Raw genomic sequence first — 17,556 nt, 5'->3', positions numbered from 1 at the left:
TGAGGGAGAAGCGATCATGGAATGGCGAAAAACTGACCTTGAACACAGCTATTGCCGAATCGAAGGGATAGATCCCAGCGCCGATTGGGTTCTCGGGCCTGGCTTCCGTGATTTTTCGCGGGGCGACGATAACGTCTTGATCCCCTGTACGATCGGTCCGCTCGACACATCCATGGTCGAAATGATGAAGTCCTTTCATAGGGTCGATGCTCAGCAAGGCGGGTGGGAAAGTGGAGTCTTCGTACCGTCTCTCTATCATGATGCGAAAGAGGACCAACACATGGTCGCGTTCGTGAGAAAAGCTGTGTTCGAAGACCTAGCACGGGGGGAGGGGCCATTCGGCCAAATTCGCAAGACTGCGAAACAGATCGACTTTAGCCTGCCTCTCAATCGGAAATCGCTGCCCAATCATTGGAAGCGCCGCGTTCCGGCATCGAAACCTGTTCGTCTACCGGTCGTCTCCCCTGGCCACTGGCCGGAGGGCACAGTTGTTATTGGTATCATCGATGATGGGATCGCTTTTGCCCATGAGCGGTTTCGCCTCGCTGACGGCAGCTCGCGTGTTCAATATGTCTGGCGTCAGGACGGCATTTTTGACAATGACGGTTCAACCGTCGATTTCGGAAGCGAGATATGTAAACTCGATCGGCCGCCGCACAGGGGTATCGACAAACTCTTGGAGGCTTACGACCAAGCTGGGCTGGTTGACGAGGAGGGGCTCTATCGAGAGGCAGGTCTAATCGACTTTCGCGATCCCGACCACAAGGCTGCCGCCTGGCAATTGTCGCACGGCACCCATGTACTCGATCAGGCGGCCGGCTACGACCCAGTCGACGCGCCCATGAACCGCCCGATCATCGCCGTTCAGCTTCCGGTTTCGGTGACAGCGGATACCTCCGGTTCCAACCTCAAAACATTTGCGACGGCCGCGATCAGATACATCCTCGATCGAGCGGATCGCCTGGCAGGAAAGGGGCTGTTGCCCGACGGCTCATGGCGGCCGTTGCCGGTTGTCATCAATTTCAGCTATGGCATGCTCGCGGGACCGCACGACGGTACTCTCGATCTCGAGCAAGCTCTCGACGACTTTGTTACTAAGCGGGACGCACCGCTGCGCATTGTTTTGCCCGCTGGCAATGCAAATCTTTCGCGATGCCACGTCGCGGTTAAATTCAATGGAACCCGCGAACCGGTGACTCTCAAGTGGCACGTTCAGCCCGATGATAGTACGCCAACGCAGATGGAAATCTGGTTGCCGCATGATCCACGAAAGCAGCGGGACCCGAGCCGGGTGACGATATCCGTCGAAACACCGTCTGGGCTGCGGAGTCCGCCCCTCAAGGAAGAGGTGGGCTCGGGAGTCCAGCTAGTCTCGAACGGCGAGGTCGTCGGGTGCGCGCACTACGCCTTTCGTTCGTCTCCCACGGAACGGGGTGTTTTTATTATCTCGCTGCAACCCACGGCGCGCTTGCGACCCCTCGACAACCCCGCGACAAGCGGCGCAACGGCGCCGGCAGGGGCTTGGAAGGTCATCATCACGAACTCCAGCCTGCGCCCGGGACAGGAGCTGGAAGCATGGATTCAATGGGACGACGTGATCTACGGATATTCGCGCCGTGGTCGGCAATCCTACTTCGAGGCAGACTGCTATCGTCGGTTCAATCCTGTCACTGGCGACGTGGTAGACGTGGATGACGAGCGCAATCCCTGTATCGTCAGGCGAGGCGGCCTCATAAACGCCATCGCTACCGGACAGGAAACAATCGTGGTCGGCGGGGTCCAGCAGAAGGACCTCAGACCGCCAAAATATGCAGCCGGCGGTCCAGTCGCACCAACCCGCCATAAGCACACTCATCGGGTCGGGCCTGATGCGGCGTGCGTCAGCGACGATTCACGGGTTCACAACGGCATTCTCGGGGCCGGCTCGAGAAGCGGGTCTGCGGTCGCCATGAGCGGAACGAGCGTTGCCGTCCCGCAAATCGTCAGATTGGTAGCGGACATGCTGGCAGACGGCGGGCCTGGCAATCGCGAGGCGATTTCCCAATTTGCGGCGGCCGAAGAATACGCCCGAAGGCAATCGTCAGAAGACACTGGCGAGTCGCGGGAGCATGACAACCAGCAAGGCCATTTTAGCAGAGAACGATGCGGCGCCGGCCGGATCGTAAGGCCGCGACCAGGTCGGCCAAAGCGCTACGATGTCGATACCTGACGAAAGACCAGTTTCAGAGCTCTCGAGGCTCACCTAACGGTAAGCCGATTTCATCTTGAGCTGCATTGCTCTAAGCTCTCGGCTGAACACTCCGTCGGGTCAGTGCATCATGGTTGGCCAGCTCACCATCAAGGTATTGGGCGAACTCAATGTCACGCGGCAGGGACAGCTTCTGCCTCTGCCGCAGTCGAAGAAAACCCGCGCTCTTCTTGCCTATTTGGCCGTTGTCGGAAGACCTCAGCGCCGCGAGCATCTTTGCAAGATGTTCTGGGAAGTTCCAGACGACCCTCGTGCTTCGCTGAGGTGGAGCCTCCACAAACTCAGGCCAATCGTGAATACGGAAGGTCATGTGCGTCTGCATGCGGACCACAATTCCGTTCTCCTCAGCCCCCAGACGGTCGAGGTGGACTTCAATGGCCTAGCTTGCCTTCGACCCGCTGACCTCGACGTCTTGGATACGGAGACATTGGAATCGCTTGCCACGACATTTCGCGGTGAATTCCTCGAAGGCCTCTGCCTGCAGCATTGCCCAAACTTTGAAGCGTGGCGGCTGTACCACCGAGATAGGGCGCTTCGGGCACACATGGCAATTCTGCGCGCCCTCATTCGACGCCTTCAAGACAGCCCCGAGCGAGCAAATGCTTATTCCCTGGTGCTCGATCGCCTTACCGAAGAGATTGCCGCCGTCGGTCTTCCTGGGCGGTGGTCAGAGCCTTCGGTCTCTGCGACTTTTGAAACGGCTGTCCCGTCGCCACCGGTGACCCCCAGCAAGAGATCGCAGGAAATTCGCTTCTGCAAAACCACCGACGGGGTAACAATTGCCTACGCGGTGTGTGGGCAGGGATCGCCGATCGTGCGAGCCGCACACTGGATGTCACATCTGCAATATGATTGGGAAAGTCCGGTGTGGAGGCATTGGATCGACGCCCTTTCGGAGAAAACGAAGCTCATACGCTATGACGAACGCGGTAACGGTCTTTCGGACTGGGTTGCCGAGGAAATTTCGTTCAAGGCGATGATTGCGGACTTGGAGAGCGTGGTCGATGCGGCGGGCCTCGACCGGTTCACGCTTCTCGGTGTATCGCAAAGCTGCGCTGTCTCCGTTGCCTACGCCGTCCGCCATCCTGAACGAGTTTCGGGGCTCATCCTATACGGAGGATTTGTAAAAGGCTGGCGCAAACGAAGTGACAGCCATGAGGTCGCCACCCATGAGGCAATGACAGCATTGATCCGGGAAGGATGGGGGCAGAATAATCCGGTTTTCCGGCATCTGTTCACCGCAATGTTCATTCCAGGGGCGGATCAGGTGCAAATGGATTGGTTTGACGAACTGCAGCGCATTTCGGTGTCGCCCATCAACGCAGGTCGCCTGCACGAGGCATTCGGAGAGATCGACGTTTCGGATGTCCTGTCGCAGGTGACGATTCCGACGCTCGTCTTGCACGCAAGAAAAGACGCCGTCGTTCCCTTTCAGTCCGGAAGGGAGTTCGCAACCGGCATCCCTGGAGCTCGATTTGTCGATCTCGACAGCGCCAATCACATTCTCCTCGCCAACGAACCCGCCTTTGAGCAGTTTATTCGTGAGGTAACGCGCTTCGTCGCCGAAACAGCGTAGCTGCTGCTGCGCGCTTTCAACGATTGGCCCCGCATTTTCAACGGTTCCTTCCACATTCTTTCTCACGCGCGCAGAATAGAATGCTTCCGACAGTTTGCGATGCTGACAAGGAGGGACGACGATGAAGGTTCACAATGTAACGGGCGGCGCCGGATTGCGACTGCATGTTCGCGAGTGGGGAAAAGAAGATGCGCCGTCGATCCTCTTCATCCACGGGTGGTCACAAAACCATCTCTGCTGGAAAAACCAGTATGAAAGTACGCTTGCGGAGGATTTTCGCCTGGTAGCCTTGGACCTCCGCGGTCACGGCATGTCGGACGCTCCCCTTGAGGCCGAGCATTATACTGAACCGCAGCTTTGGGCAGACGATATCGCCGCCGTCATAGATCAACTCGACCTTGGCAGTCCGGTTCTTGTGGGCTGGTCCTACGCCGGCTTCATTATTTGCGACTATCTCCGCGCCCACGGTATTGCCCATGTTGCGGGCATCAACTTCGTCGGCGCGGCAACGACGATGAATAAGGCGGCGCTCGGCACCTTGATCGGCCCGGGCTTCCTCGACCACGTCATCGGTGCCACCGGCGAAGACCTGCCCGGCAATATCGAAGCAATCCGCAATTTCGTGCGCGGGTGCACTTATTCGCAACTGCCTTCCGAGGTCTTCGAAACGGCAATTTGCTGGAACATGGCCGTGCCAGCGAAGATTCGGGCTGCCCTGCTGGCCCGGGAGGTCGATTCCGATGATGTACTGACAGCACTTGCCGTGCCTGTCCTTGTAACCCATGGCCAAGAAGACACCGTGATCCTGCCGGCGATGGGGCGGCACCTTCTGGCATTGTACCCTCAAGCGACAGCATCGTGGTATGCCGCGACGGGACATGCACCTTTTCTGGAGTATCCTGGTAGGTTCAACAGCGAGCTATATCGTTTTGCATGTGACGCGGTAGAACTATCAATTAGACGTATGTCTATTGGTCAGGTTACGCACAAATCATTGTTCTGAATGGAAGGTAAAATGGGGACACAAATCGTTCGAGTTCCACCCGGATTTAGGCACCCAGTCGATGAGGATGGCGAGTTGATGGTCGGTGGCCACCTGGAGCCGCTCTATTATGCCGATCCTGCCTCTCTCACCTCGTATCAAGTCTATGAAAACGTTAGTGAGGGCAGCCCCATCAGTCCTGTTTTTGATACCGTAGACGAACTGAATGAGTGGCTGAAGCAAGAAGGCTGGGATCAGGAAACCATAGATTGCCTGTTAAACCTTGGGCATGCTCCGTCCCTAATTGTATAGGTCGATTTGGTGGCGATTTACGGTCGCCGACCCGCCGAGCATCTCGGAGTGGCGGCGCTATTGTTCGTAGCCATAATATCCTCTTATTATTGGCTGCCTATCGCGCGCGTAAATACAGGTGAAATTTTTTCACCGCTTCCCAAAATACAAATATGGATATCGTCAGAAATACAGTGGGAGCGAAGTATCCTATGTACAGTGAGGAAAATATCTTATCATTTCTTCCAAATAAGTACTCAAACGCATAGCATCTTTGGCCGTTACACTTATTACCAGACAGCAAAAAATAAACTATGTTAAACAGAAAAAAAGTAATAGCGCCAACAAGTATAACCTTTATGGACGTCATCCATGATAAATCCTTTCGCGGAAAATCCGCGTCATCGTTGCTGAAATAATTTACAGTATTTGTAATAATACAGCAGAATACTGACGAGAAAAGCTGGCTAAGTATGAATACTATAAACCCACCTTCAGGATATAACCTCTGGAAAATGATTGAAGACAATCCCAAAGATAGTACGAATGAAGAGGCGATATTTCCGCTCCCGATCTTGAGCGCACGCCTAGAGCTTACAGTTCTTCCGAAAACAATGGCGGACCATGCCGTCAGCATAATCGGCACCGGCCCGACGATCCAAGGAAGACTGAGCGAATTCATCCGCAATCCTTGGTGGCGGTGCAAAATTGAAATGCACCCCGATTTTGGGCCATCGGGAGCTGGGACTTTCCGGGGTTTGACGCGAAGGACAACCATCCTTAGCTGCATTTGACCAAATAGCTCCCACCAATACATATCCCACCGCCTGCGCGGATCAGCCGATCTGTTTGCTTGAGAGCGTAGCCAGTACTCACATGAACGAGGATTTGGCGAGCGCCACGCGCCTTCGACCATGCCGCTACTCCACGCAGCAATTTCACAGAAACTTTCGCCGAGCGGAAAGGCCCGCAAAATTCGGTATCGACGCCTATGAGATGCGTGGTCGTCATCACACCGCCTTCTCCGAACCATGACCGGAGAAGGCGATCACCACCGTGTCGTCCGCGTCGCATTGGGAGAGCGTTTCGAGTTCTGTCTCGATCCTGGAGAGGGTGGCCTCCTGATCAGTCACGAGAACGGTCGGGCCGCCGAGGGTATCGGCGAACATCGCTTCGAGCGCGGTCGCGTCGCGGGCCGCGCATGACAAGTCACGGATCTTGGGCGACTGATAACGGTTGACACCAACAAACAAACCCCTGAAAGCCATCGCATTCACTTTTTGTTCCTTAAAGCCTTTCCGGGCACTTTTCAGCGCCCGGAAATAGTCGAATGTGGTGTTGGCCAGTTTTAGGTTCCAAAATGGCCAGTTCTAACGCCTTTTGGCCAATACTTGGTTCGGTTTCTCACGTCACTACAGCTTAGGCGAATGCTTAGCTGCACCCGCTCGTCGCGCCGCAAGTGTCGCACTTCTCGCAAGTTCCATTCCGAACCATCGTGAAGTTCTGGCACTCCGTGCACATGTTGCCGGTGTAGCCCTGCATGATGGAGCGGGCGCGGCGTTCGGATTCCAGTTTCTTGGCTTCCGTCTTTGCCGTTGCCGCTTCATCTGCCGCCTTGTCGGTGAAGAGGGCGGTGGAGGCTTCGGCGGTTTCGTTTGCCAGTTCCTCGGCGATCTCTTCGGCCAGCTCCTTGGCGCGTTCCTCATAGTCGCGCTTGAAGGCAACGACTTCCGAGGTGGAGATGGCGCCGGCGGGTTCGAGCTTGCGCGCGGTATTGCCGGCGATGGAGGTGATCGTCGCACCCGAAGAGGCGCGGGCAGGAGCGGCCGTGGCCGAACCCTTGACTTCGCCTGCCTGGCGCTCGCCCGATGTCGGCACCAGCGTCGGCTTGTAGCCGCGGGTCAGGCCCTTGGAGACGACATCCGCCTTGCCTTCCGATACGCCGCGTCCAAGGGCGGTGTTGCTGAAGTCCGAGGTGTCGACATGAGCAAGATCGTGGCGGCCGAGATAGGAGATGGCAAGCTCACGGAACACGTAGTCGAGGATCGACGTGGCGTTCTTGATCGCGTCGTTGCCAGTGACGATGCCGGCCGGCTCGAACTTGGTGAAGGTGAAGGCATCGACATACTCTTCGAGCGGCACGCCGTATTGCAGGCCGAGCGAGACCGAGATGGCGAAGTTGTTGATGAAGGCGCGCAGCGCCGAACCTTCCTTGTTCATGTCGAGGAAGATTTCGCCGAGACGGCCATCATCATATTCGCCGGTGCGCAGGAAGATGGTGTGTCCGCCGATCTTGGCCTTCTGGGTGTAGCCCTTGCGGCGACCCGGAAGCTTTTCCTGGCTGCGGACAACCTTTTCGATGACGCGTTCGATGATCTTTTCGGTGACGGTGACGGCCTGAGCAGCAGCCGGGGCCTGCAGCAGTTCTTCGATTGCATCCTCGTTATCGTCGTCGTCGATCAGCGAGGCGTTCAGCGGCTGGCTGAGCTTGGAGCCGTCACGATAAAGCGCATTCGCCTTCAGGCCGAGCTTCCAGGAGAGCATGTAGGCGTTCTTGCAATCCTCAACGGTTGCTTCGTTGGCCATGTTGATCGTCTTGGAAATGGCGCCCGAGATGAAGGGCTGGGCGGCGGCCATCATGCGGATGTGGCTTTCGACCGAGAGGTAGCGCTTGCCGATCTTGCCGCAGGGATTGGCGCAATCGAAGACGGCGAGATGCTCGTTCTTGAGGAACGGCGCGCCTTCCAGCGTCATCGCACCGCAGACATGGATGTTGGCTGCTTCGATATCCTTCTTGGAGAAGCCGAGATGGTCGAGCAGGTTGAAGCTGATGTCAGCCAGTTGCTCGTCGGAAACCTTCAGCGTGCCCTTCAGGAAGTCGGCACCGAGCGTCCACTGGTTGAAGACGAACTTGATGTCGAAGGCGCTTTTCAGCGCGGCGTTGACAGCCTCCACCTTCTCATTGGTGAAGCCCTTGGCCTTCAGCGTCGAAGGATTGATGGCCGGCGCCTGGTTCAGGTTACCGTGACCGACGGCATAGGCCTCGATCTCGGCAATCTGGCTTTCGGAGTAGCCGAGTGCACGCAGTGCTTCCGGAACGGCGCGGTTGATGATCTTGAAGTAGCCGCCGCCGGCGAGCTTCTTGAACTTCACCAGGGCGAAGTCCGGTTCGATGCCGGTGGTGTCGCAATCCATGACGAGGCCGATCGTGCCGGTCGGCGCGATAACGGTTGCCTGGGCATTGCGGTAGCCGTGCTGTTCGCCGAGGCTCAGAGCCTGGTCCCAGGCAGCCTTGGCGTGGGCGACGAGGTCCTGGTCCGGATTGTGGCTATGGATCAGCGCCACCGGATTGACCGACAGGCTCTCATAGCCCGAGGTCTCGCCGTAAGCAGCGCGACGATGGTTGCGGATGACGCGCAGCATGTTTTCGCGGTTCGGCTTGAACATCGGGAAGGTCCCGAGTTCGGATGCCATTTCGGCCGAGGTCGCATAGGCGATGCCGGTCATGATCGCGGTCAGCGAGCCGGCGATGGCGCGGGCTTCGTCGCTGTCATAGGGGATGCCGGAGGACATCAGCAGGCCGCCGATATTGGCATAGCCGAGGCCGAGCGTACGGTATTCGTAAGAGAGTTCTGCGATGCGGCGCGACGGGAACTGCGCCATCATGACCGAGATTTCGAGAACGACGGTCCAAAGGCGGACGGCATGCTCGTAGTCGCCGATGTTGATGCGCTTCGTCGCCGCATCCTTGAAGGTCATCAGGTTCAGCGAAGCGAGGTTGCAGGCCGTATCGTCGAGGAACATATATTCCGAGCACGGATTGGACGCGCGGATCGGGCCGGCGGCCGGGCTGGTGTGCCAGTCGTTCATCGTCGTGTTGAAGTGCAGGCCCGGATCGGCCGATGCCCAAGCGGCATAGGAGATGGATTCCCACAGCTCGCGCGCCTTCACGGTCTTGACGACCTTGCCGTCCTTGCGGGCGGTCAGGTTCCAGTCGCCATCGTTTTCGACAGCGCGCAGGAAGTCGTCCTTGATGGAGACGGAATTGTTGGAGTTCTGGCCGGAAACGGTGAGGTAGGCTTCCGAGTCCCAGTCCGTGTCATAGGTCTTGAACTCGAGATCCTTGTAGCCCTGGCGAGCGAACTGGATGACGCGCTGGACGTAGTTTTCCGGAACCTGATCCTTCTTGGCAGCGCGGATTTCGCGCTTCAGGGCAGGGTTCTTAGCCGGGTCAAAGCAATCGTCATTGTCGCCGTCGCAATTGACGGCGGCCTTCATGATTGCCTTCAGATGCTTGGCAACGATCTTCGAACCGGTGACGAGGGCAGCAACCTTCTGCTCTTCCTTGACCTTCCAGTTGATATATTCCTCGATATCCGGATGGTCGATGTCGACGACAACCATCTTGGCGGCGCGGCGCGTCGTGCCGCCCGACTTGATGGCGCCGGCAGCGCGGTCGCCGATCTTCAGGAAGCTCATCAGGCCGGAAGAACGGCCGCCGCCGGACAGCTTTTCGCCTTCGCCGCGCAGCAGCGAGAAGTTGGAGCCCGTACCGGAGCCATATTTGAAGAGACGCGCTTCACGTACCCAGAGGTCCATGATGCCGCCTTCGTTGACGAGATCGTCTTCGACGGACTGGATGAAGCAGGCATGCGGCTGCGGATGTTCGTAGGCCGACTTGGACTTGGTGATCTTGCCCGTGAAGGGATCGACATAGAAATGGCCCTGGCCGGGGCCGTCGATGCCATAGGCCCAATGCATGCCGGTGTTGAACCACTGCGGCGAATTCGGAGCAACGCGCTGGGTGGCGAGCATGTAGGCAAGCTCATCGCGGAAGGCGGAAGCGTCTTCTTCGGAGGAGAAATAGCCACCCTTCCAGCCCCAATAGGTCCAGGTACCGGCGAGACGATCGAAGACCTGGCGCGCATCGGTTTCGGAGCCGGTCTGGCTTTCCTTCGGCAGATCCTTCAGGGCCGCATCATCGGGCACGGAGCGCCACAGGAAGGAAGGAACGTCGTTTTCCTCGACCTTCTTCAGCTTGGCAGGCACGCCGGCCTTGCGGAAATACTTCTGCGCCAGAATGTCGGCGGCAACCTGCGAGAACTGCGCCGGCACGTCGATGTTTTCGAGGCGGAAAACGATCGAACCGTCAGGGTTCTTGATCTCGCTCGTCGCCTTGCGGAATTCGATCTCCGCATAGGGTGACTGGCCGGCCTTCGTAAATCGACGTTCGATGCGCATGATCCCATACCTCAATTCGTTGGCGCCCGTCCTCGTAACGAGGCGCAAAAATCCTGATCTGGCTTCGCGGTTTCAGCGCGCAGCCAGTGTTCAATCCGCTTCTGACAGGAGGTGTCATCCGGAGATGTCTTGCCTGTATCTTGTGGTGATGGTGGCTGCAAACACTAAATATAGTATTAACAGCTTATTGCCGCCAGTCCCCGCATGTCTTTTTTTGGCAGCATCGACATCGGCACAAAAAGCCTCCATGGCGCCATCGATCATGATGCATCGCCCTGAATCCAAATCCGATTTCGAGTTAAGGACCAGCCCCCGTAATTCTGCCCGGTCCAGTTGCCGCCGCAACGTCAGTCATTAACTTTGAAAGACCCGATTCCGTCAAGGCGTGGTTTGCGACGGATTTTTAACCACAATATCTTGTGGGCTTGCCTGTGGAAATTGGGGAAACGCCAGGAGTCTCTAAGATTCAAGCGCTTGGCCGAAATTGTTCGCTCTTCGCGCGACCGCTTATGAGGCGAACGCTACCCGCAACGGAAATAAACACGACAATATTGTGACCGTGACTTCCAAGCCATTGGCAGAGGGGCAAAAGCATGCAGCAACCCCTCATGATTCGCGCGGAAGGCCTTGAATCCCACGAAATCTTGGTATCTCGCCAACTACTAAATATAGTGGGCGCCGGAGCGCCCACCTCTATTGCTGATGCCTGTGTCCAGTTTTGGCACACCCAGCAGAATCACAACTGATTCGCGTGAAGCCCTATGACGGGTCAGCCGCGATGACCCTTGGCGATCGGCTCCTGATAGGTGAAGCCCATGTCCCAGGGGAAATAGATCCAGGTGTCCTGGCTAACCTCAGTGATGAAGGTGTCGATGGTCGGCACGCCCTTCGGCTTGGCGTAGAGACAGGCGAAATGCGCCTTCGGCAGCAAGGTGCGCACTTCAGCGGCAGTCTTGCCGGTATCCGTCAGGTCGTCGACGACAAGCACACCTTCGCCGCCATCGACCGTCAATTCCGGCGTGATGCCTTTGAGCAGGTTCATTTCGCCCTGGTTGGCATAGTCGTGGTAGGAGGCGACGCAGACGGTATCGATCAGGCGAATATTGAGTTCGCGCGAGATAATGGCAGCGGGGACGAGGCCGCCGCGCGTGATGCAGACGATTGCCTTGAACTCGCTGTCGAGTCCGGCAAGTCGCCAGGCAAGGGCGCGGGCATCGCGATGGAACTGATCCCAGGATACGGGAAAGGCTTTATCGGGGAGGGACATGGCTCAAAGGCTCCGGGACGCAGAAGATAACAACGCACCGGCGCAGCCGGCGACCCTGAGCAGACCCCGCGACGGGCGCGGACCATGGACCAAATCCTGAAACGCGATTCGCCGGCTCTCCGATCGAACATGCCCCGCCAAAAAAAGCTTTGGACTTTAGGGACAATGCTTCACGAACCACGCGAATGGGTTCCCTGGCGGGAATTCTCTCATCGGTCGCTGCTTTCTGCTGGATTTGCGGCCAAAAGGCAAGAGCCGCCTATCCCGCAAGGCTGCGTGTCAGCGCGCCAGCAGCGTCAGCGCCGTCATCGATTGCAACAGCGTCCGCGTCGTGCCGCCGAAGATCAACTGCCAGAGCCAGGAATGTGTATAGGCACCCATGACGAGCAAATCGATGCTGTCGTCGGCGAGGCGGTTTTCGATGACCTGCGATGGCGTCTTGCCGCCGCACATCGCCGTTTCCAGTCTGGCGCGAATGCCATGCCGGACGAGCGTGGCCGTGATCTCGACGCCGGTCTCCTTGGGCGAATGCGTGGAACTGTCAGACGTGTCGACTGAAAAAACCTCGACGGAATCGGCAGTCCTCAGAAACGGCAGAGCATCGAAGGTTGCGCGGGCCGCTTCTTTCGATCCATTCCACGCAATCAACACGCGATGGATCGGTTTCGGCTCGGTAAAGATGTAGGGAATGAGCAGCACGGGACGACCGCTTTCGAACAGGAAGCTTTCGACATCGACATGCGAGTCCGAAGATCTGGCTGGATCGGGTTGCACGGCAACCAGCAGATCCGCGCTGCGCGCAGTTTCCATCAGCGGCTCCGAACCATAGCCGACAGTGCTTGCGAAGTTGCGCCATTCATAGGCGAGGCCTTCGCGCTCCATTTTGGCACGGAACAGCCGCTCGACTTCGACGGCCTGGCTGTGCGCCATGTCCTGCAGAGCCTGCACGGCGACCGGATCGGGGATTTCCATCGGCGCAACCAGCGGCACGGCCGAGACGATTTCCGCATGCAGACCCACAATATGAGCGCCATGTTCTTGAGCGAACGCGGCGGCGAAATCGACCGCCACACGCGTATTGTCGGGGGTATCGAGTATGACCAGAATAGTCTTATAGGGCATGACGTGATCTCCCATGAGGAAAGGTCCTTATCGCTCCATTATATCAGTGTTCCGCCTGATAATAATGCGCCGATATGACCACGGTTCCCTCACGGGCTAAAAGCACTTGCTGAACGTCATGCCTCAGCGGACTGATTTTCCTTTGCTTTCGCCTGCCTTATCGTTTCGATCATGGCGCGCACCTCCGCCGCGACACTTTCAACCAGTTCGACGGTGCGAGCCCGCACGACGATTTCGGTCGAGAAGAATTGGCCGACATAGCGGGGGTAGGATCCGATGCTGGTATCCGGATGAGCTTTCTGGATGGCGCCGAGCGGCGTGCCGATCTCGCCTTCGCCGTAAGGGCAGGAAATCGCCGCCGAAAGCATGCGGGTGCCGGTGCGCAGGGTCGGGACGACATTGTCAAGCATCGCCTGAAAAACCTGCGGCACACCGGCCATGACATAGACGTTGCCGATGTTGAAGCCCGGCGCGGTCGAAACAGGATTGGCAATATGCTTGGAGCCGACCGGCATGCGCGCCATCCGCTGGCGGGCCTCGGTGAACTCCATCTCGCGCCGCGCATACATCTCCGCCATCAGCCGCATCGCTTCTGCATCGTGTTCGCAGGGCACGCCGAAGGCCTTGGCGATCGCATCGGCGGTGATGTCGTCATGCGTCGGGCCGATGCCGCCGGAGGTGAAGACGTAATCATATTGGCCGCGCAGGGCGTTCAGCGCGGTGACGATGGCGTCTTCGTCGTCGGCGACGATACGGACTTCCTTCAGATCGATGCCGGCCAGCAGCATGACATCGGCGAGATGGCCGATATTCTTGTCTTTCGTCCGGCCGGAGAGCAGTTCGTCGCCGATGGCCAGCATGGCGGCGGTGACAATGGTTTCATTGGTCATCGAAATTATCCGTGGAATTGCGCAGTGGCGCGTTCGAAAAAGCGTTTCAAATAGGTAGCGCCGTTTGCGGCGAATGCAAACTGACGTTTTCGTTGCTTGGCCGCCATGGAAAAAGCAACCGCAAGTGAATTTTCGTCTTCATCGCGTGAACAGTGCGTTCCAGTTGCAGGGGCTGCGCCTTCGTGTGCCTGCTGGTACAAATCACCCCGAAAATCAACGCGTCCAACAATTGGAGATATTCATGACTAAGGTTCTGGTTCTCTATTATTCATCCTATGGTCACATTGAGAAGATGGCCTATGCAGTCGCTGAAGGCGCGAAATCCACCGGCGCCGAGGTGACCGTCAAGCGCGTAGCGGAACTGGTACCGGAAGAAGTGGCCAAGGCTTCTTACTTCAAGCTCAATCAGGAAGCGCCGATCGCATCGCCGGAAGAACTGGCAGAATATGACGCCATCATCGTCGGCTCGGGCACGCGGTTCGGCACGGTTACGTCGCAGATGCGCAATTTCTGGGATCAGACCGGCGGCCTGTGGTTTGCCGGCAAACTGGTTGGCAAAGTCGGCTCGGTATTCACCTCTTCGGCGACCCAGCACGGCGGCCAGGAATCAACCATCCTCGGCTTCATCCCGACCCTTCTGCACCACGGCATGGCCGTCGTCGGCCTTCCCTATGCTTTCCAGGGCCAGATGGGCACGGAAGAAGTCAAGGGCGGCTCGCCCTACGGCGCATCCACGATCACCAACGGCGACGGCTCCCGCCAGCCCTCGGAAATCGAACTGGAAGCCGCAAAGTACCAGGGCGCCCACGTCGCCAAGATCGCGGCCAAGCTAGTCGCCTAATTCGATCTTCGTCTATCGTTGGGGAGAGGCGCGGTGAAAGCTGCGCCTTTTTTCGTCGGAGCGTATTGGAATTTTGTCTTTGGTGCGGACGACGGGGGTCGAACCCGTATAGCCTAAGGCCGAGGGATTTTAAGTCCCTTGCGTCTACCAGTTTCGCCACGTCCGCGTGCCTTTCCCCTTCAAGCACTTGAACGATTCAGTCAAGGGAATGTTTTAAAACGAACTGGCACAACCGGCTTGGCAAAGGGCGGCGAAGGCTGATGGGGAATGGCGTGAGGCCATAAGGAAAGAAGCTCTGCGCAAGCTCCCGGAGCAATCCAGCAGTCGTCTGGCTGGATTAACATTTGATAAATCTAAGGCTGGAGCAGAAGGGCAAATCTTCTTCTCCGGCCGCAACGGATTTTGACCGTACGCCGGCATGTTGGTAAGAATATGCGAAAACTACCTCAATGGGGAAAGTGATGGCCGTTGTACACATTAGTATGGACACCAAGAAATCAGCGGCAGGGGCGTTACTCCCTCAAGATATTGAGCTGAATATATTGGCTTTGGAGCTTTTTTATTATGCCTGCGAGGCAACCCATAATCTTCAAATACCATATATGAAAGATATCGGCACGTCAGTCGTCGTTGATCAGATAACGTTCTCCAATCCATTCGACATTTGGGCTGTCTTGAAGAGCATTCCCGTAGGGATCGGAAGGGCAGTACTTGACCGTACTTTGTATTTTCGGCCAGAATTTGCGAAACGCACAGCAGAGGCTGGTAAAGCTAGGCAAAGTGAGATTTCAGCGAAGCTCGACAACATCCGGAAGGCAAACAAGCTTCGGGATGAGCTTCTTAACTCTGGCGGCGATGCCGACGAAATCACGAAGCTGCTTGCAAAAATACTCTTCGATCAAGACGCGAAGCTTGAAGTGCATGACGCGAACCAAAGAAAAGAGCCGTCTAGCCTTCCATATCTCTAGGTGGTGTGCCAAGTCCGGCTTTGCCCATGACGACCGGCTGGACGCTCTTGCGATGGCCGCTGCCTACTGGGTCGAGAGCATGGCTATCCTGCAACGTTCGGATGGTTCTGGCTCGATCGACTCGTCGCCCTCTGAGAAGGTTCACAAGTGCATGTGGATTATACGGGGTCCGTATAATCAGGCGAAGCCCGCTGGCACCGGGTGAACGGGGCTAGAGCGGGCCTCTAACCATCATCATGATGGCTGTCTCCATTGGAGGCAGGCAAGGCGGCGCTGTCAATTCGCAGAATTGGGGGATGTGCGATCAGGTGCCGCAATCCCGCGATTGCTGGAATATCGTTCAGACAGGTCAGAAACCGCGCTAAACAGGCTTTCTTTACTCATCTTTCCTGTGTCATAGCGAAGACGGATTGAACAAGAACGGACCAAGACCGTGGACAAGCAGGATGTTCTCGATGCCACCGAGGCCATGCGTGGCCTTTTTTTCGCAACGCCTCTGCAACTGAACGAGCATCTTTCCGCTCGCTACGGTGCGGATATTTGGCTGAAGCGCGAGGACCTGACGCCGGTGCGCTCCTACAAGATCCGCGGCGCCTTCAATTTCTTCCGCAAGGTGATTGCCGCGGGCGGTACCGGCAAGACATTCGTCTGCGCTTCGGCCGGCAATCATGCGCAGGGCTTCGCTTTCGTCTGCCGTCATTTCGGGGTGCCGGGCGTGGTCTACATGCCGGTCACGACGCCACAGCAGAAGATCGACAAAACCCGCATGTTCGGCGGGGAGTTCATCACCATTAAGCTGTTCGGCGATTTCTTCGACCAGTGCTACCAGGCGGCGCGCGAACATGTGCAGCATATTGACGGCGTCATGGTGCCGCCTTTCGATCACGCCGATATCATCGAGGGGCAGGCGACGGTCGCGGCCGAAATCGCCGAGCAACTGCCGGATGGAGTCATGCCCGATCGTATCATCCTGCCCGTCGGCGGCGGTGGATTGGCGGCCGGCATCACCGGTTATTTTGCCGATCGCCTCGCCAAGGAGGCATTCCTCTTTGCCGAGCCGGCGGGAGCGCCCAGCCTCAGGCGCAGCATGGAAGCGGGGCAGGTGGTGACACTGGCGAAGGTCGACAATTTCGTCGACGGCGCAGCGGTCGGCCGCATCGGTGACCTGAATTTCGCCGCCCTGAAAGATTTTGCGGCCGAGCAGGTCATGCTGATCGCGGAAAATGCGATCTGCGTGACGATCACCGATATGCTGAATGTCGAAGGCGTCGTGCTCGAACCCGCCGGCGCGCTCGCGATCACCGCGCTGGAGGCGATGGATCGTGAGAGCATTCGCGGCAAGACGATCGTTGCCGTCGTCTCCGGCGGCAATTTTGATTTCGAGCGTCTGCCCGACGTTAAGGAGCGTGCCATGCGCTATGCCGGCCTGAAGAAATACTTCATCCTGCGGCTGGCTCAGCGCCCCGGCGCGCTGCGCGATTTCCTCAACTTGCTGGGTCCGGATGACGATATCGCCCGCTTCGAATATCTGAAGAAGAGCGCCCGCAATTTCGGCTCCATCCTGATCGGCATCGAGACCAAGAATCCCGACAACTTCAAGAAACTGGTTGAGAATTTCGAACGTGCTGGAATGGGCTACGAGGACATCACCGAGAACGACATTCTGGCTAGCCTGATCATTTAACTTTGCCACCTCACGCCCTTCATGCTAAAGGCGATTCATGGCTTCGATCTTGTCAAATATTCTCTCGATCTTCACCGGCGGCAGCGCATCGACAGCGAGCGCCGAAAAGACCGGCGGCCCCTCTGTCACCGCTGAGCCGCAGGTGCATAACGGCTGCACGATCTACGCGACGCCGCAGCGCGAAGGCAATCAGTTCCGCCTGATGGGCCGGATCGAGAAGGAAGTGAACGGCGAGGTGCTGGTGCGCAATTTCATCCGCGCCGATGTCTTTACCTCATCGGACGATGCTGTGGAATCGGCCTTCCGCAAGGCGCAGCAGATCATCGATCAGAACGGCCCGTCTCTGTTCGGAGATGGCGAAAAGGTGCGCCAGGTCTGAGCTGAACGGCCAGTAACCCGGAACGATAACGGCCGCCGAATGGCGGCCTTCTCTTTTTCTGTTCACC

14 protein-coding genes and 1 tRNA gene are annotated in these 17,556 nt (G+C 57.5%); 8 read left to right on the top strand and 7 right to left on the bottom strand.

Features of this window, described 5'->3' with window-relative positions; all coding sequences use genetic code 11:
- The first annotated feature begins 16 nt into the window (after nt 1–16).
- The 4 genes from QD357_RS02335 to QD357_RS02320 all read left to right on the top strand — a co-directional run bounded on the left by QD357_RS02335 (nt 17) and on the right by QD357_RS02320 (nt 5,118).
- On the top strand, nt 17–2,209 hold the full coding sequence (locus QD357_RS02335) for a hypothetical protein (protein WP_146143989.1): 2,193 nt from the start codon (nt 17–19) through the stop codon (nt 2,207–2,209).
- Between the two features lie 109 nt (nt 2,210–2,318).
- A complete protein-coding gene (locus tag QD357_RS02330) occupies nt 2,319–3,824 on the top strand; it encodes an alpha/beta hydrolase (protein WP_245407453.1) in 1,506 nt (501 codons plus the stop codon).
- A gap of 121 nt (nt 3,825–3,945) precedes the next feature.
- The gene (locus QD357_RS02325) at nt 3,946–4,827 is read left to right on the top strand and encodes an alpha/beta fold hydrolase (protein ID WP_107107839.1); all 882 of its coding nucleotides are present in this window, start codon (nt 3,946–3,948) and stop codon (nt 4,825–4,827) included.
- Nucleotides 4,828–4,839: 12 nt separating this feature from the next.
- Nucleotides 4,840–5,118 (top strand): hypothetical protein, encoded by a 279-nt coding sequence (locus tag QD357_RS02320; RefSeq protein WP_107107840.1) that lies wholly within the window; start codon nt 4,840–4,842, stop codon nt 5,116–5,118.
- Nucleotides 5,119–6,107: 989 nt separating this feature from the next.
- Here the strand turns inward: QD357_RS02320 and QD357_RS02315 are convergent.
- The 6 genes from QD357_RS02315 to QD357_RS02290 all read right to left on the bottom strand — a co-directional run bounded on the left by QD357_RS02315 (nt 6,108) and on the right by QD357_RS02290 (nt 13,617).
- Entirely contained in the window at nt 6,108–6,365 is a 258-nt protein-coding gene (locus QD357_RS02315) for a caspase family protein (RefSeq protein WP_245407465.1), read from the bottom strand.
- A gap of 163 nt (nt 6,366–6,528) precedes the next feature.
- Nucleotides 6,529–10,338: a vitamin B12-dependent ribonucleotide reductase gene (locus tag QD357_RS02310; RefSeq protein ID WP_107107842.1), complete on the bottom strand. Its 3,810-nt coding sequence runs from the start codon at nt 10,336–10,338 to the stop codon at nt 6,529–6,531.
- Nucleotides 10,339–10,452: 114 nt separating this feature from the next.
- Nucleotides 10,453–10,602 (bottom strand): hypothetical protein, encoded by a 150-nt coding sequence (locus QD357_RS02305; RefSeq protein WP_181316039.1) that lies wholly within the window; start codon nt 10,600–10,602, stop codon nt 10,453–10,455.
- A gap of 505 nt (nt 10,603–11,107) precedes the next feature.
- Nucleotides 11,108–11,605, bottom strand: a complete 498-nt coding sequence (gene gpt, locus QD357_RS02300) for a xanthine phosphoribosyltransferase (protein ID WP_107107843.1) — start codon at nt 11,603–11,605, stop codon at nt 11,108–11,110.
- 279 nt (nt 11,606–11,884) lie between these two features.
- Nucleotides 11,885–12,727: a universal stress protein gene (locus QD357_RS02295; protein ID WP_107107844.1), complete on the bottom strand. Its 843-nt coding sequence runs from the start codon at nt 12,725–12,727 to the stop codon at nt 11,885–11,887.
- A gap of 116 nt (nt 12,728–12,843) precedes the next feature.
- Nucleotides 12,844–13,617, bottom strand: coding sequence for a competence/damage-inducible protein A (locus QD357_RS02290; protein WP_107107845.1), 774 nt, complete (start codon nt 13,615–13,617; stop codon nt 12,844–12,846).
- 241 nt (nt 13,618–13,858) lie between these two features.
- Between QD357_RS02290 and wrbA the strand changes: the two genes are divergently transcribed.
- The gene (wrbA, locus tag QD357_RS02285; RefSeq protein ID WP_107107846.1) at nt 13,859–14,458 is read left to right on the top strand and encodes an NAD(P)H:quinone oxidoreductase type IV; all 600 of its coding nucleotides are present in this window, start codon (nt 13,859–13,861) and stop codon (nt 14,456–14,458) included.
- Nucleotides 14,459–14,538: 80 nt separating this feature from the next.
- On the opposite strand, the gene QD357_RS02280 is transcribed toward wrbA, so the two are convergent.
- Nucleotides 14,539–14,624, bottom strand: a tRNA-Leu gene (locus QD357_RS02280).
- A 295-nt stretch (nt 14,625–14,919) separates the two neighbouring features.
- Between QD357_RS02280 and QD357_RS02275 the strand changes: the two genes are divergently transcribed.
- From QD357_RS02275 to QD357_RS02265, 3 genes are all read left to right on the top strand, one after another.
- The gene (locus tag QD357_RS02275) at nt 14,920–15,426 is read left to right on the top strand and encodes a hypothetical protein (protein WP_107107847.1); all 507 of its coding nucleotides are present in this window, start codon (nt 14,920–14,922) and stop codon (nt 15,424–15,426) included.
- 433 nt (nt 15,427–15,859) lie between these two features.
- Entirely contained in the window at nt 15,860–17,110 is a 1,251-nt protein-coding gene (gene ilvA, locus QD357_RS02270) for a threonine ammonia-lyase (RefSeq protein WP_107107848.1), read from the top strand.
- A gap of 37 nt (nt 17,111–17,147) precedes the next feature.
- Nucleotides 17,148–17,489 carry an HlyU family transcriptional regulator gene (locus tag QD357_RS02265; RefSeq protein ID WP_107107849.1) on the top strand — a complete coding sequence of 114 codons (342 nt, stop codon included), beginning with the start codon at nt 17,148–17,150 and terminating at the stop codon, nt 17,487–17,489.
- Nucleotides 17,490–17,556: the final 67 nt, after the last annotated feature.

The organism is Rhizobium sp. BR 317 (assembly GCF_047445835.1).
Taxonomy (GTDB): Bacteria; Pseudomonadota; Alphaproteobacteria; order Rhizobiales; family Rhizobiaceae; genus Rhizobium; species Rhizobium paranaense.
This window is presented reverse-complemented; position numbering and strand designations above follow the sequence as displayed.

Excerpts from the sequence above, each read along its gene's own strand:
- QD357_RS02315 (WP_245407465.1), bottom strand. The coding sequence starts at position 6,365 with ATGGCTTTCAGGGGTTTGTTTGTTGGTGTCAACCGTTATCAGTCGCCC.
- QD357_RS02310 (WP_107107842.1), bottom strand. The coding sequence starts at position 10,338 with ATGCGCATCGAACGTCGATTTACGAAGGCCGGCCAGTCACCCTATGCG.
- QD357_RS02335 (WP_146143989.1), top strand. The coding sequence starts at position 17 with ATGGAATGGCGAAAAACTGACCTTGAACACAGCTATTGCCGAATCGAA.
- QD357_RS02320 (WP_107107840.1), top strand. The coding sequence starts at position 4,840 with ATGGGGACACAAATCGTTCGAGTTCCACCCGGATTTAGGCACCCAGTC.
- QD357_RS02265 (WP_107107849.1), top strand. The coding sequence starts at position 17,148 with ATGGCTTCGATCTTGTCAAATATTCTCTCGATCTTCACCGGCGGCAGC.
- QD357_RS02295 (WP_107107844.1), bottom strand. The coding sequence starts at position 12,727 with ATGCCCTATAAGACTATTCTGGTCATACTCGATACCCCCGACAATACG.
- QD357_RS02275 (WP_107107847.1), top strand. The coding sequence starts at position 14,920 with ATGGCCGTTGTACACATTAGTATGGACACCAAGAAATCAGCGGCAGGG.
- QD357_RS02325 (WP_107107839.1), top strand. The coding sequence starts at position 3,946 with ATGAAGGTTCACAATGTAACGGGCGGCGCCGGATTGCGACTGCATGTT.
- wrbA (WP_107107846.1), top strand. The coding sequence starts at position 13,859 with ATGACTAAGGTTCTGGTTCTCTATTATTCATCCTATGGTCACATTGAG.
- gpt (WP_107107843.1), bottom strand. The coding sequence starts at position 11,605 with ATGTCCCTCCCCGATAAAGCCTTTCCCGTATCCTGGGATCAGTTCCAT.
- QD357_RS02330 (WP_245407453.1), top strand. The coding sequence starts at position 2,319 with ATGGTTGGCCAGCTCACCATCAAGGTATTGGGCGAACTCAATGTCACG.
- QD357_RS02305 (WP_181316039.1), bottom strand. The coding sequence starts at position 10,602 with ATGATCGATGGCGCCATGGAGGCTTTTTGTGCCGATGTCGATGCTGCC.
- QD357_RS02290 (WP_107107845.1), bottom strand. The coding sequence starts at position 13,617 with ATGACCAATGAAACCATTGTCACCGCCGCCATGCTGGCCATCGGCGAC.